The following is a 13,721-nucleotide window of genomic DNA, read 5'->3' as shown; positions in this document are numbered from 1 at the left end:
ACGGCGAACACAACGGGAAATGCAATGGTAATAAGGCGTATCGGCAAGCGATACTTGGGATTGTCGAGATTGCGTCATAACAAACTACCTCCGAGCATGTAAAACTACATGATTAAAAAATAGATTGATAATGACTATTAGTCAAAGTTTATGGCTGTCCACTAGTTTCCTACAAATTTATACTCACGTATTACAAGCTGGTGCAAATTGTGTAAGAAGCCCGCTATCCGATTTAATGATTGTTCAAAAATAAGACAAGCTTAGTTGTTATGCACTTCAATGTTGAATCCGCCGAATATTCTTTAAGGGTTTTCGTACTTAAGTAGTAAGAAACCTAATAATTTATTAAGCCGTTTTGTACCGTTTTCCAAGTTTTAACATTAATCTGAACAACCTAGTACGGAACGATTAATGATAACTTTGTGGCTAATTGCTTAGCCACAATATAACTACATCATTACAACTACATCAGTATAACTACACCAGCACAGCTATAACTCCAACTACGCCAAGCTCTAATTTTTCTGTTTTATCTTACAGTTTTTATTTATCGTAGAGCTCCTGTGGTTATAAGCCAGATGTCATATGTAAACTGTAAAATAAACCGCGGCCAACCAACTCTGATGCTAATACCAGAACCAATGCAACGGATAAAGTGATAGAGCTTACAGAAGATTTATTGACAAGAGGGACAATCCAAAACAATAAACCAAGCATTAACAACGCCACTTGTATCAATAGGTAAGAACTAAGTCCATCAACCAGTTCAGATGCTTTAACAACTGAGGACTGTATATCACCAATTAGGTTCGCTTTGCCGATGGTTGCTAACAAACTAAGCGCGATAGCGACAATCGCTAATATAGCAATGTTGCGATCTATGCTGAAGCGACTGTCTTTCGCTGAAACAAACACAAACTGAGAAAGCAGTAACCCTGCGACAACTATAGTCATGACAAAACTGATAGGTGTATAAATGTTAAACCAAGTGGGTACCGTATCAATCATGTAAACCTTGACCATGGAATACATAAAGATAGCGCCTAACACCATCGCAACCACCATCAACGCTTTTTGCAGGTTGGCACCACCCTTTTTAAGTACAGATAATAACCATTGCAAACCTCCGACAGCAAAGAATGCCGCACCAAAAAACACTTCGTTAGATAGCCATGCTGTGCCAAGTTGATTGAATGCGTTGAACGCACGCAGAGGTGAACCTAAGTGGGTAGTAGAAAATATAAAACCAATACCCATAATTGCCCAAAGAACAAACATGGGTACTTTATAACTGTTTATCTTCTCTACCGAATGTCCCATTGCTAATGCTCGGCTACTGACTAGTAAATATCCCCCTACTGCGGTTTGTGCTAACACAGTAAAGAAGATCAAAGACCACTCATGAAAAATCATCTTATACCTCCTTTGGATTTGCTAAGAAACCAGTGGTATCACCCGTTGGTTTTGCATTTTTATTCAGCTTAATAACAATGTTTGGCAGTGTTAGGCTGGATGATGGCAGTGGTGCCACGTCAGCATTGGTACCGTATTTTTCTCGCAAAATATGGATTTCACCAAACTCTAACGCACGCAGTGGACAAGACTCGACACACATAGGTTGTTTTCCTTCGGCAACACGTTCATAGCAGCCATCACATTTGGTCATATGACCGGCCTCTTTGTTGAACTGAGGTGCACCGTAAGGACACGCATTACTGCAATGCTGACAACCAATACAAACATCTTCGTCAACCACCACAAAACCATCTTCATCGCGTTTATGCATCGCACCGGACGGGCATACTTTGACACATGCAGGATCTGAACAGTGGTTACATGCAATTGAAAGATAATAAGAGAACACATCTTTCTGTAGCCAGGTATCACCATTTTGGACAAAACTTCCACCTTCATACTCGTACACGCGTCGGTAGTTTTGTTTAATGCCTAAGTCTCGATAATCTTTACAAGCAAGTTGGCAAGTTTTACAACCTGTGCATTTACTTGAATCAATATAAAATCCGTATTGTTTCATTTAAACCTACCTTACGCTTTTTGTACTGCTTTGATTTGAACAAGGTTCGAGTGCTGAGGGTTACCCTTAGCAAGCGGGCTTGGGCGTTGAGTTGTCAACACGTTAATCGAACCGGCATGGTCAACTTTTTGGCCGTCGGGTGCATACCAAGCCCCCTCACCTAGTGCGACTACTCGAGGTAAAATACGAGGCGTTACCTTAGCTGCAATACGCACTTCACCGCGGTCGTTATAGATACTCACCATATCACCGTGTTCAATACCACGTTCTTTAGCGTCAATAGGATTGATCCATACTTCTTGACGAGCAGCGGCTTTAAGCTCAGCTACGTTTCCGTAGGTTGAATGACAACGTGCTTTAAAGTGGAAGCCGGTTAACTGCAATGGATACTTCGAGGTCAATGGATCTTTATGTCCCTCAAAGGAGTCAACATAAATAGGCAAAGGATGAATCACTTCATCTTCTTTAAGCTTCCAAGTTTTGGCAATTTCAGCTAATTGTTCAGAGTAAATCTCAATTTTACCACTTTGTGTATTTAATGGGTTTGCATCCGGGTCTTTGCGGAACGCTTCATAGGCGATGTAATGATGATCGTATTTACGTTTGTAGATGCCAATCTCTTTCATCTTTTCAAAGGTTGGCAGTGATGGATCTTGCTTACGTGTTTCAGCATACAAATGCTCTATCCATTGCTCTTGAGTACGTCCTTCCGTAAACGCTTGTTCTACGCCCATGCGTTTTGCAAGTTGAGAACACATCTCATAAATACTCTTCGCTTCAAATTGAGGCTCAATCGCTTTTTGTGCATAGATAAAATAAGGCATGTTGGCGGCTTTACCATCCATACACCAGTCGTCTTGCTCTGAAGTGGTTAAGTCAGGAAGAATGATGTCAGCGTACTTAGCCGACGAGGTCATATGATTGTCGATAACCACAATCATTTCACAGGCCTTGTCATCTTGTAAGATCTCACGAGTTCGATTGATATCAGAATGTTGGTTGATCAAACAGTTACCTGCATAATTCCAGATCATTTTAATTGGATTTTGTAGGCGCTCGGCCCCGCGCACACCATCGGTTTTATCTGTCATTTCGTGATGACGGTGAATCGCATCGGTCCATAAGAACATTGAAATCGAAGTCTGGATCGGATTGTCTACTTGTGGAAAGCGAACGAACGGAATATTGATATCACTTTCACGAGCACCAGTTGAACCACCAGAAACGCCCACGGACCCCGTCAGCATCGACAGCATTGCAATAGCGCGGCAAGCTAACTCTCCATTTGCAGAGCGTTGTAATCCCCAGCCTTGGTGAATTGCACATGGTCTATTAGTGCCCATTTCACGGCCAAGTTTTATAATCGTATCAACTGGAATACCAGTGATTTTAGATGCCCAGTTAGGTGTTTTTTCAATACCATCGTCACCTAGACCTAAAATATATGATTTGTAATCAGCATTTTTAGGCGCTGAAGCCGGCAAGGTTTTCTGATCATAGCCAACACAATATTTATCTAGAAAGGCTTGGTCGACTAAGTCTTCTGTGATCATCACGTGGGCAAGGCCCGCTACTAACGCGGCATCGGTAGAAGGACGGATTGGGATCCACTGATCTTCACGACCACCAGCAGTATCAGTGTATCGAGGGTCGATAATGATAGTTTTAGCATTAGAACGATTTTTACTTACAATATAGTGATGAATCAGACCACCACCCGACATGCGAGTTTCGGCCGGATTATTGCCAAATTGAATATTAAGCTTAGTATTTTCAAGATCCGAGAAAGAGTTGTTATATGCCCAACCACCATAGGTGTAGTTCAAGCCTGCTGAGATTTGTGCAGTAGAGTAATCACCATAATGGTTAAGATAACCACCACATAAATTCATTAAACGTGCAATTAAGGTTGCTTTGGGCGGCCAAGATTTAGTAACCGTACCGCCTAATGTACCCGTACCATAGTTGAGGTATATTGAATCATTTCCATAATCTTTAATCAGGCGTTGCATGGTACCGGCAACTTCATCGTACGCCTCTTCCCATGTAATACGCTTAAACTTACCTTCACCTCGATTGCCAACACGTTTCATTGGGTATTTTAAACGATCAGGATTGTAAACACGGCGACGCATTGAACGACCACGAAGGCATGCGCGAATTTGATGGTCGCCATACTCATCGTTACCGATATTGTCTGTTTCTACGTATTTTATTTCACCATTTTGTACATGCATTCTAAGTGGGCAGCGAGATCCACAGTTCACCGTACAGGCACTCCATACCACTTTTTCGTCAACTTGGTCAGAGACAGCTGCTGCAACAGGATTAGACCTAAAAGGTAGACTTATTCCGCTCGCTAATGCGGCAGTACTAACTACCGCAGAAGAGGCTTTAATAAAGCCCCGCCGAGTAAGATTCAATACACCAGATTCTTCAATTATATTCGTCATAAAGATATGCCTTTTATATTGCTAGTGATAAGAAATATATAATTATCAAAACAAAAAGACACACTTTTAATATGGTTTAATTGATAAAAATCAATAATCCTTCTTAAATAATTATAACCGTCAATAATTGTGTAGTGACTCATAGAAACAAGCAGTTAAGTAAGTAAACTAGCTTAAAATATCAAAAATAAAGGTAATGGGAATGATTGTCGATACGGCCAAATTATTGGGTACATTATTTTATCAACACTGTTCAAAAACAGAGTTAATAACATTAGTTTCAGCTTTAGTTGATGACGAAGTATTAGAAAAGCAAACATTAGAAGCCGCCATTGCAATTGATAAAACACAATTGCACAACGACTTTTCGATACTATTCGAGGGACTTGGTGATATGCCAGTACCACCATGGGGCTCAGTATATTTAGATAAAGAACGGGTGCTATTTGGAGAATCAACGTTAACGTACCGACAATTTTTACAGCTTAATTCAATATCTCTGAATACGGGAGTGCGTGAGCCGGAAGATCAATTTGGTTTAATGTTATTGGCTTTTGCCTATTTGATTGAACAAGATAAGCAGCAAGCTGCAATCGAGTTAATGGAAGTACATTTACTGCCATGGGGGCTAGCATATCTACAACAGTTAAATAAAAAATCACCCAATTTATTCTATAAGCACATGGCAAACGATACGCAAGCTTGGCTTCAACTATTAATCGCAGAAAAAAATATGAATGTTCTCCCTAAAAAAGTACACATTTATGACTGAATCAATCAATAATAACCGTCGAAATTTTCTGTTACGTTTGTATCAACCGATTCAGGCTTGCAATAGTGCGCCAGAGATAACACCGCATAGTCAACCTCGCCCACCTTACGCGGTTAATGAAGTATTGTTTCTTCGCCTTTGTGATAACTGTGGGGAATGCCAAAAAGCATGCCCCAATAGCGTAATAGAAATGAGCGATGGTGTCGCCAAACTCAATCTCGATTACAATGAATGTAGCTTATGCGGTGAATGCCTTAAGGCTTGCCCAACAGGAGCGCTGCATGCATCGATGCCACTCAAGATAAACCTTCATCCTGTTTTTACCAATACCTGTAATAACTATCTGCAAATGGAGTGTCAACACTGCCAAATGGCTTGCCCACAGGCGGCGATCTCAATTGAAGATGGTGAATTACCAGTACTCAACGAAGATTTGTGTAATGGTTGTGGGCAATGTCGTAGCAGTTGTTATATGGGAGCTATCTCAATGCAGTTAAGCTCATAATGAGCCCTGCTCAACGGCAAATCAGCTTGTTCAAACTTCATGGTTCAAACTACCTCATCGAATAACAAATACATCTCAATCCTCATTAGTGGAGATCTAGTTAACACTTTAGCTTGCTTGAAGGTCGTTAAGGGTAGGCACTTAGACTAATTTTGATTACAGTGAAATCATTTAGTTATTTAATTTCAAAGTGTTAGTTAGGTTATTAATTCTTATTTTTATATGTCCCCTTTTTTAGATGACAGTCTGAATGGACCAATTCATATAGAGTTACTTACTATAAAAAAACACTATTTACAGCACAGACTATTGATGAGTTAGGAGATTATTTTATGCAATACCACTTGAATGGTTTTAAGCCTGGCAATTACCAAATTCCAGATTCGATTAGAAAACCAGCCCCTACTCCACCTATTGTCGACCTACCAAAAGAGGTCGATGTATTGATTGTAGGTTGTGGACCTGCAGGCCTAACAATGGCAAGACAGCTATCTGAATTTAATGATATTACAACCTGTATTGCTGATTTAGAAGATGGACCGCTACAGTTTGGACGTGCCGATGGAATATCATGCCGTACTATTGAGATTATGGAAGGCTTTAATAGCAGTGAAATGATTGTTAAAGAAGCATATCGATTAAATCAGAATACATTTTGGGAGCCGGACAGTCAGCACCCAGACAAAATTAAACGCACACATAAAGTAGCCGATGCACGCATTGGTTTGTCTGAATTTGCACATGGCATTGTCAACCAGGCACGTCTGCATGAATTGTTATTAGAGGGCATGAAAAACTCTGTGACTGGTTTAGTTCCTCATTATAGTCGACGACTCATTGAGTTAACGGTTGATCAATACTTAACTCAAGATTTAGATGCACATCCCATTACAGCAAAATTTGAATTAAATGATGGTTCTGACTCTCCAAAAATAGAAATCGTGAAAGCTAAATATATTGTCGGAACCGATGGTGCTCGGAGTTCAGTCCGTCGTGGCCTATCAATTAACTTAAAAGGAGATTCTGCGAATAAAGCTTGGGGGGTGATGGATCTATTATTAGTGACAGACTTTCCTGATATTCGTGTTAAAAGCTTTATTCAATCGAAAGAATTTGGCGCGGTAATGACTATCCCCCGTGAAGGTGGGTATTTAGTCAGGTTTTATATTGAGCTTGGGTTATTAGGTAAAGATCAACGTGCGGCGGATCTCAACCTTAAAGCAGAAGATGTTATTGCTAAAGCACAGCAAATTATGCACCCGTATAAACTCGATGTTAAAGAAGTCGCTTGGTGGTCTATTTATGAAGTGGGCCAACGTATTGCTGAGAAATTTGATGATACTCCACTTGATAACCCTGATGGTCGTATTCCACGCGCATTTGTTGCGGGTGATGCATGTCATACTCACAGCCCTAAAGGCGGTTGGGGATTAAATACGTCTTTACCGGATACCTTTAATCTCGGTTGGAAAGTCGCGTCCGTTTTACAGGGTAAGTGTAAGCCTGAATTATTACAAACCTATGCCATTGAACGTCGTAAAGTGGCGTTGCAGTTGATAGAAGCAGATAGGCAATTATCAAAATTGGTTGCAACACAACCAACGTCGAATAAAAGTGCTCCAGAAGCCAAAACTAATACCGCAGATATTGAAAAATTTATGGCCAGACAAAATGGCTTTGTTTCCGGTACCTCAATTGAATACAACCCTTCGTACATTTGCATGGGAGCAGAAAATCAACAATTAGCAACCGGCTTAAAAATTGGTCAACGTTTTCATTCTGCTGAAGCTATTCGTGTTGCAGATGGTAGAAGAGAACATTTAGGTCATTTAAATAAAGCCGATGGCAGATGGAGAATCTTTATTTTTGGTAATAAACAAAATCCAGGTGACAGCTCCTCTGCGGCGTATCAATTGATAGAATTTTTAGCGACGGCAAACTCATCACCTGTCAAAAGATATACACCAGCGGATGCAGACATTGACTCAATATTAGATGTCTACGCAGTGTTCCAGCAACCAGACTTGTCAATTGAGAATATGCATGACTTCCTATGGCCCGCTAAAGGTATCTATGGGTTAAGAGATTATGAGAAAGTCTTCCATGCAGAGCCAGGTAATGATGTTTTTGAACTACGTGGTATAAACCGTGAGCAAGGTTGTATGGTTGTTGTTCGACCTGATCAACACATTGGCAATATATTAGCGTTAGATGAACATGAGAAACTAGCTGAGTTCTTCGATACGTTTATGATCCCAGCAAATCAATAGATCACTTTTAACTCTCTAATACCATGCTTCTGTGGCACAAGTTGAACAAGGAGGTTCGACTTGTTATCCCGAGCTTGATAAAAGCGCGTTTTTTATAGGTGATCGCGCTACTGGTTGCAATACCTACGTCAGCTCCCACTGCTTCCATTTTTTTACCGCACAAAATACCTTGGCAAACTTGGCGTTCTCTTTCTGAAAGAAACGATAAAGGTCCATCATTACTAATTTGTTTAGTTAAACGAAAATGCTGGCTAATAATGGCAGCCAATAAGTTTGCTTCACTAGGATCATTAAAAAGGCGTTGCTCCATAAAGGATTGACGGCCTTTGCGACGATAAAGGTTAATATAATATTTACCCACTTTATCAGCCGTTAAGATACTCACCTTATCAGCGAGGTCACTTTGTTTAAAAAAATGCTCCTGGTAACTATCTACCATACCAATTTTGAAATCTTGAAAATGCGATATGGTTGTTTCACCAATAGGTAAAGCATTTAATAGCGGGTAATTTGGATCGTAATTGTAAGCGCCTTCAACGTAAGCATTCGATAAATTACGAGCAAGTAAATCGTCGTGAAAATCACGCGAAAGCAAACACTCGATAGTAGAACGCTCTCCCAAGAAAAAGACCGAACATTGGTCCGCACCAAAATAATGTTTAATCATTTCAAAAAACGGTAGATAGAATGCTTCTGTACCCGCGTGTTGAATACAACGCGTTGTATAGTCGAGTAAATTCGTCGTTGATTCACTCATTTGATCACTTTGAATTTTTTCCAAAATATGTACCTTCTATAAAGTTTGCCAATGAAATATTAGGGTTACTCGCACTATATTTAAAAATCGATGCCAAGAGGTTACAAGTAGGTATCGTCAACAGTTGCACTACTACAAACTATTATTTGATGACTACAAATGATTATTTAGCTACTGCAAATGATTGCAAAATAATACGATAAACAATGAGCAGAAAGTGATAGTCATATAGGAATATTAACCATCACTTTTTATATGCTTAGGTGGGTTTTAGTCGTTAAACTTACCGACTAAAATAAATGCGATGATGAAATGAATATCATGTTCAAATGTTTGATTAATCGCTAGTAGCTAATGTTTAACAACTAGCGATTAATTTTTAGCGATTAATTTTTAGCAATTAATATTTAGCGACTAATAGCTAGCTGTAATTTCTTTTCCATCTTCATCACAATATTGACTAGCAAGATTACGCAAAGACGTTGCTAATAAACTTGCATCAACACCCACACCAACAAAACTAGCCCCTATTGCGGCATAGCCTTCAGCCAATGTTTTATCAACGGCTAATACTCCTGCTGCTTTGCCTGCTTTTAAGATTGTTTTAATCCCTTTTTCAACGGCAGCAACAACTTCTGGATGTCCTGGATTACCAACATAACCCATAGAAGCTGATAAATCAGAAGGGCCAATAAACACCCCATGAACGCCCTCGATATTAACGATCTCTTCTAAATTATCGATAGCTTGCTTGGTTTCCGCTTGCACAATAAGACAAATTTCATCATTGGCTTTTTGTAAGTAGCCTTCAATACCATTCCAATGCGCAGCACGTGCCATCGATGTACCCAAACCTCTAATACCTTGTGGTGGATATAAAGAGTCTTTCACTAACTGCTTCGCTTGCTCGGCGGTATTAACCATAGGTATCAATAAAGTCTGTGCACCAATATCAAGTAACTGTTTAATACCTGCAGTTGTGCCTTCCGGTGGCCTTACTATTGCGGGCACGTCGTAGGGTGCAATGGCTTGTAAGTGACTTTGGATACCGCGCAAATCATAGGGTGCATGTTCCGCATCGATTAACAACCAATCAAAACCAGCACCTGCGCCTATTTCAGCACAAATGGTGTCCGGTAATCCCATCCACAACCCAAACTGGGTTTTGTTGGACTTCAATGCTTGTTTAAATTTATTTTTTGGTAATTTCATTAACAGCCCTTCTTAAACAAAATGACAAGAAATAGTGCCTAATGGACCGTAATCAGCATTGACTGTATCACCGGCTTTCACCGCCACTGGCGCAGTAAAAGAGCCTGATAAAATAATCTGCCCTGGTTCAAGTGAAATACCGTGTGGCGCAAAACGTTTAGCCACCCAGCAAATACCATTCGCAGGATGATTAAGTACCGCTGCCGCAAGGCCTGTTTCTTCAACTACGCCATTAATATTTAAGATACCACCACACCAGCGTAAATCCATATCTAATGGCTTAATTGGGCGGCCACCTATAATGATCGCAGCATTACCCGCATTGTCAGCAACAGTATCCATTACTTTTCGAGTGTAACCTGTTTCAGGGTCCTTACGATGAGTTCGAGCATCAATCAATTCTAACGTAGGTACCACATAGTCGGTCGCATTTAATACGTCAAAAATGGTGATGTTTTCACCTTCTAAACGATCTTTTAACACAAAGGCAAGCTCAACTTCGATTCTAGGATCACAGAATTTAGACACATCAATTTGATCACCATCGTTATAAACCATGCTATCAAGTAACACACCAAAATCGGGTTCATTAATGTTTAATGCTTTTTGCATAGCACGTGAAGTGTATCCAATTTTGTAACCGACCACTTTTTGGCCTTGTTCTATTTTTTTATTAACCCAACTTTTTTGAATTGCATAACCATCTTCTAAGGTCATATCAGGGTATTTAATTGATAATGGTTTACCTTGCGTAGTACTCGCTTCTGCTTGTAAATGGTCAATTGCAGCTTGTTCAATGATTTGTTGACTGAGCATAAAAAAACTCTCCCCATTAATTTTTATTATTTCGCAAGATAGTCACGAAGGTTATTTTTATTAAATTTATGTTCCGGTAGCTCAGTAAGCTCAAATGAAATAGCCAGCCCCTGATTATCATAAATACTCGCTAGATGCTCGGTTAACACCGAAAATAAAAGTTTAGCTGAACTTGCTTTCTGCTCTTCGGTTCGCCCTGAACCAATACGAACATTTAGATGAACAAATCCAAAACTTTTGGTGCCATCGGCAATTCTGAATTGTTCGCATTTATGAGCACGGCAGCGGATCCCCGCTAAGGGAAAAATCCCTGTAGAAACAGCTGTTTCAATTAAATCTGAGAATAAGGTATCTACATTCAGTTGCTTATCTTCTAAATTGCCAGAGTGTTCTAATATAAAATGTGGCATCGTAAACCTCTCTTATTCAACTGGGAAAATGGCGTTAATTTGGCCGGTGCCAGAACTACCAAAGTAAGGTGTCACAACTTCGACCTTGCCCTTGTACTGATCCCAACCTAACGCACCCAATAGCATCGCTGTATCATGCATAAAACCTTCCCCATGACACTTAAGTGCATACTCAGGTAACATTTCAGTGAAGGTTGCCCACTCACCTTGCTCCCACATCTCAACAACACGATGATCGATATTTTCTAACAGTGGTGACCATGTTTTGTGTAGATAGTGTTCTGATACGCCATTTTGAGCAAAACGATGCGATAATGAACCTGAAGCAAAAATAGCAACGGTTCCATCATATTCTTCTTCAATGGCTTTTCTTAATGCGGCACCCAGCTTTGCACTATCGTTCAAATCATGAACTTGGCACATTGCAGAAATCGACACGACTTTAAAATGTTTGTCTTCGTTCATATAACGCATGGGTACTAACGTGCCATATTCCATACCTAATGTTGTATCGGAATGTGCTCTTACGGCTACGCCCTCTTTGTTAGCAACATCGGCGATTATGTCGCCTAATTCAACATTGCCATCATAGCTGTAGGGCATATTTTTAATAAAATGTGGCAGCTCATTACTGGTATAAACACCCTCGAACTTTGGCGCGTTATTAATGTGATAACCAGAATTAACCAACCAGTGCGTATCAAATACTACAATCGTATCCACACCTAGTTCTCTGCAACGGCGTGAAATTTCTTTATGCCCGTTGATTGCCGCTTCACGACAACCTTTATGTTCGCCTTCCATCTCTGATAAATACATCGATGGGACGTGTGTTATTTTGGCAGCAAATGCAAGTTTACCCATATTAAATTTCCTTAATATTTAAGATTTAAAGTGCACCTAAAACGGGTACTTTATGTGTGCCATGTGCAATACACACGTTTTTAGTTTCCATATAGAAGTCGAAACTCCAATCACCACCATCGCGACCAATACCCGATGATTTAATGCCACCAAATGGTGAAGGTAAGTTACGATTATTTTCAGAGTTAACCCATAACATACCTGACTCAACTTGTTTTGCCATGCGCATTGCTCGGCCTGTGTTCTCTGTCCAAATATAACCCGATAAACCGTAGTCTGAGTCATTTGCAATATTGATTGCTTGCTCTTCTGTTTCAAAACCAATAGTGGTTAATACTGGACCAAATATCTCTTCACGCGCGACACGCATTGTATTATCGGCATCGGTAAATAAAGTAGGTGAAACATAGTTGCCAGTGCCTAAATCAACACGATGGATGCCACCTACTTTAGTGGTTACGCCGTCTTGTTGTGCAATACTCATATAACGCATCACTTTATCAAAGTGTTCTTTATGTACTAATGGCCCTACTTCCGTATTTGGGTCAAGTGGATGACCGACTTTCAAGTTAGCAACGCGTTTCTCTAGTGCAGAAAGGAATTTTTCTTTAATGCCATTTTGAATTAATAAACGGCTTGAAGAAGTACAACGTTGACCATTAAGGCTATAAATCATGAAGACAACTGCATCTAATGCACGCTCAAAATTAGCATCATCAAATACAATAACAGGATTTTTTCCGCCTAACTCAAAATGCACACGTTTTAAGGTATCAGCACCTTGACGCATAATATGGCGACCAGTTGCAGAATCTCCGACTAAAGCCACTGCTTTTATTGCAGGGTGTTCAGTCATACGTTTACCTACCGTAGTACCTAAGCCATTTACTGTATTCCACACGCCATCGGGGATACCAGCTTCTTTGGCTATTTCAGCCATCAACATAGCACTGAGTGGCGTTTTTTCTGCAGGTTTATGGACGATAGTACAACCAGAAGCCAAGGCCGGTGCTATTTTCCATGTCGCCAACATAAACGGCGTATTCCAAGGTGTAATGATGCCAACAGGACCAATCGGAGTGCGTATAGTGAAGTTGGTATGTTCATCTTGATGAAGCGATAAACCATTTTGTGCTTCAGCCGCTTTATCAGCGAAGAATCTAAAATTAGCCGCGCCACGAATTGCAGCCTGTTTCATAAATCGAATCGGTTGACCACAATCCATTGATTCTACTAAAGCGATTTCATCCGCTCGTTCAACTATTTTATCTGCAAAATGATGTAAAAGTTTTTTACGCTCTGCGCCAGGCATATCACGCCAAGCAGGAAATGCTTTTTTAGCCGCTTCGCAGGCTTTATCCATATCTGCTTCAGTGCCCTCTGAAACTTCACCAATAGACGTATTATCTACCGGAGTGAAATTAGTAAATGTACTCTGATTGCTATAAAACTCACCATCAACAAAATGCCCTAAAGGTACATTTTTAAATCGTGATAAATAGTTTTCAGCTCTACTTAAGTTATTTTCAAATTCAGACATGAGTCACTCCAATTTATAAATTAATTAAAATATGTTCAGATAAAAGTCTTTGTATAAAATATTAGTTAACAGGTTAAGTATATTTAT

General features: G+C 40.0%; 12 protein-coding genes. 3 read left to right on the top strand and 9 right to left on the bottom strand.

Features of this window, described 5'->3' with window-relative positions; translation table 11 throughout:
* Positions 1-567: 567 nt before the first annotated feature.
* Genes MT390_RS18820 through MT390_RS18810 form a run of 3 tightly spaced genes read right to left on the bottom strand, consistent with a single transcriptional unit; the run spans position 568 to position 4,488 of the window.
* Complete coding sequence (locus MT390_RS18820; RefSeq protein WP_499442709.1) at positions 568-1,413, bottom strand: dimethyl sulfoxide reductase anchor subunit family protein; 846 nt, start codon at positions 1,411-1,413, stop codon at positions 568-570.
* A 1-nt stretch (position 1,414) separates the two neighbouring features.
* Positions 1,415-2,035: a DMSO/selenate family reductase complex B subunit gene (locus tag MT390_RS18815; protein WP_499442707.1), complete on the bottom strand. Its 621-nt coding sequence runs from the start codon at positions 2,033-2,035 to the stop codon at positions 1,415-1,417.
* Positions 2,036-2,046: 11 nt separating this feature from the next.
* Positions 2,047-4,488, bottom strand: coding sequence for a DmsA/YnfE/YnfF family dimethyl sulfoxide reductase (locus MT390_RS18810; protein ID WP_499442705.1), 2,442 nt, complete (start codon positions 4,486-4,488; stop codon positions 2,047-2,049).
* Positions 4,489-4,690: 202 nt separating this feature from the next.
* On the opposite strand from MT390_RS18810, the gene MT390_RS18805 reads away from it, so the two are divergent.
* The 3 genes from MT390_RS18805 (at position 4,691) to MT390_RS18795 (ending at position 8,035) form a co-directional block, all read left to right on the top strand.
* On the top strand, positions 4,691-5,260 hold the full coding sequence (locus MT390_RS18805; RefSeq protein WP_499442704.1) for a TorD/DmsD family molecular chaperone: 570 nt from the start codon (positions 4,691-4,693) through the stop codon (positions 5,258-5,260).
* Positions 5,253-5,765, top strand: coding sequence for a ferredoxin-type protein NapF (gene napF / locus MT390_RS18800; RefSeq protein ID WP_499442702.1), 513 nt, complete (start codon positions 5,253-5,255; stop codon positions 5,763-5,765). The genes MT390_RS18805 and napF overlap by 8 nt, the downstream gene beginning before the upstream one ends.
* A 332-nt stretch (positions 5,766-6,097) precedes the next feature.
* Complete coding sequence (locus MT390_RS18795) at positions 6,098-8,035, top strand: FAD-dependent monooxygenase (protein WP_499442700.1); 1,938 nt, start codon at positions 6,098-6,100, stop codon at positions 8,033-8,035.
* Between the two features lie 7 nt (positions 8,036-8,042).
* Here the strand turns inward: MT390_RS18795 and MT390_RS18790 are convergent, their stop codons facing one another.
* The 6 genes from MT390_RS18790 to hpaE all read right to left on the bottom strand — a co-directional run bounded on the left by MT390_RS18790 (position 8,043) and on the right by hpaE (position 13,634).
* Complete coding sequence (locus MT390_RS18790) at positions 8,043-8,816, bottom strand: helix-turn-helix transcriptional regulator (protein ID WP_299662621.1); 774 nt, start codon at positions 8,814-8,816, stop codon at positions 8,043-8,045.
* Between the two features lie 390 nt (positions 8,817-9,206).
* On the bottom strand, positions 9,207-10,004 hold the full coding sequence (locus tag MT390_RS18785) for an aldolase/citrate lyase family protein (protein ID WP_299662623.1): 798 nt from the start codon (positions 10,002-10,004) through the stop codon (positions 9,207-9,209).
* Positions 10,005-10,016: 12 nt separating this feature from the next.
* Positions 10,017-10,820 carry a 2-oxo-hept-4-ene-1,7-dioate hydratase gene (hpaH, locus tag MT390_RS18780; RefSeq protein WP_299662626.1) on the bottom strand — a complete coding sequence of 268 codons (804 nt, stop codon included), beginning with the start codon at positions 10,818-10,820 and terminating at the stop codon, positions 10,017-10,019.
* Positions 10,821-10,846: 26 nt separating this feature from the next.
* On the bottom strand, positions 10,847-11,230 hold the full coding sequence (locus MT390_RS18775) for a 5-carboxymethyl-2-hydroxymuconate Delta-isomerase (protein WP_499442697.1): 384 nt from the start codon (positions 11,228-11,230) through the stop codon (positions 10,847-10,849).
* A 12-nt stretch (positions 11,231-11,242) separates the two neighbouring features.
* Complete coding sequence (gene hpaD / locus MT390_RS18770; protein ID WP_299662633.1) at positions 11,243-12,094, bottom strand: 3,4-dihydroxyphenylacetate 2,3-dioxygenase; 852 nt, start codon at positions 12,092-12,094, stop codon at positions 11,243-11,245.
* 25 nt (positions 12,095-12,119) lie between these two features.
* A complete protein-coding gene (gene hpaE, locus MT390_RS18765; RefSeq protein WP_499442696.1) occupies positions 12,120-13,634 on the bottom strand; it encodes a 5-carboxymethyl-2-hydroxymuconate semialdehyde dehydrogenase in 1,515 nt (504 codons plus the stop codon).
* Positions 13,635-13,721 lie beyond the last annotated feature (87 nt).

Origin of the sequence: Vibrio sp. 2-Bac 85, assembly GCF_037546705.1 — a bacterium.
In the GTDB taxonomy this organism is placed as follows: domain Bacteria; phylum Pseudomonadota; class Gammaproteobacteria; order Enterobacterales; family Psychromonadaceae; genus Psychromonas.
The sequence above is the reverse complement of the archived record's forward strand: the minus strand, read 5'-3'. Positions and strand labels throughout refer to the sequence as shown.

Coding starts and splice junctions, on each gene's coding strand:
- MT390_RS18820 (WP_499442709.1), bottom strand. CDS start 1,413: ATGATTTTTCATGAGTGGTCTTTGATCTTCTTTACTGTGTTAGCACAA.
- MT390_RS18815 (WP_499442707.1), bottom strand. CDS start 2,035: ATGAAACAATACGGATTTTATATTGATTCAAGTAAATGCACAGGTTGT.
- MT390_RS18810 (WP_499442705.1), bottom strand. CDS start 4,488: ATGACGAATATAATTGAAGAATCTGGTGTATTGAATCTTACTCGGCGG.
- MT390_RS18805 (WP_499442704.1), top strand. CDS start 4,691: ATGATTGTCGATACGGCCAAATTATTGGGTACATTATTTTATCAACAC.
- napF (WP_499442702.1), top strand. CDS start 5,253: ATGACTGAATCAATCAATAATAACCGTCGAAATTTTCTGTTACGTTTG.
- MT390_RS18795 (WP_499442700.1), top strand. CDS start 6,098: ATGCAATACCACTTGAATGGTTTTAAGCCTGGCAATTACCAAATTCCA.
- MT390_RS18785 (WP_299662623.1), bottom strand. CDS start 10,004: ATGAAATTACCAAAAAATAAATTTAAACAAGCATTGAAGTCCAACAAA.
- hpaH (WP_299662626.1), bottom strand. CDS start 10,820: ATGCTCAGTCAACAAATCATTGAACAAGCTGCAATTGACCATTTACAA.
- MT390_RS18775 (WP_499442697.1), bottom strand. CDS start 11,230: ATGCCACATTTTATATTAGAACACTCTGGCAATTTAGAAGATAAGCAA.
- hpaD (WP_299662633.1), bottom strand. CDS start 12,094: ATGGGTAAACTTGCATTTGCTGCCAAAATAACACACGTCCCATCGATG.
- hpaE (WP_499442696.1), bottom strand. CDS start 13,634: ATGTCTGAATTTGAAAATAACTTAAGTAGAGCTGAAAACTATTTATCA.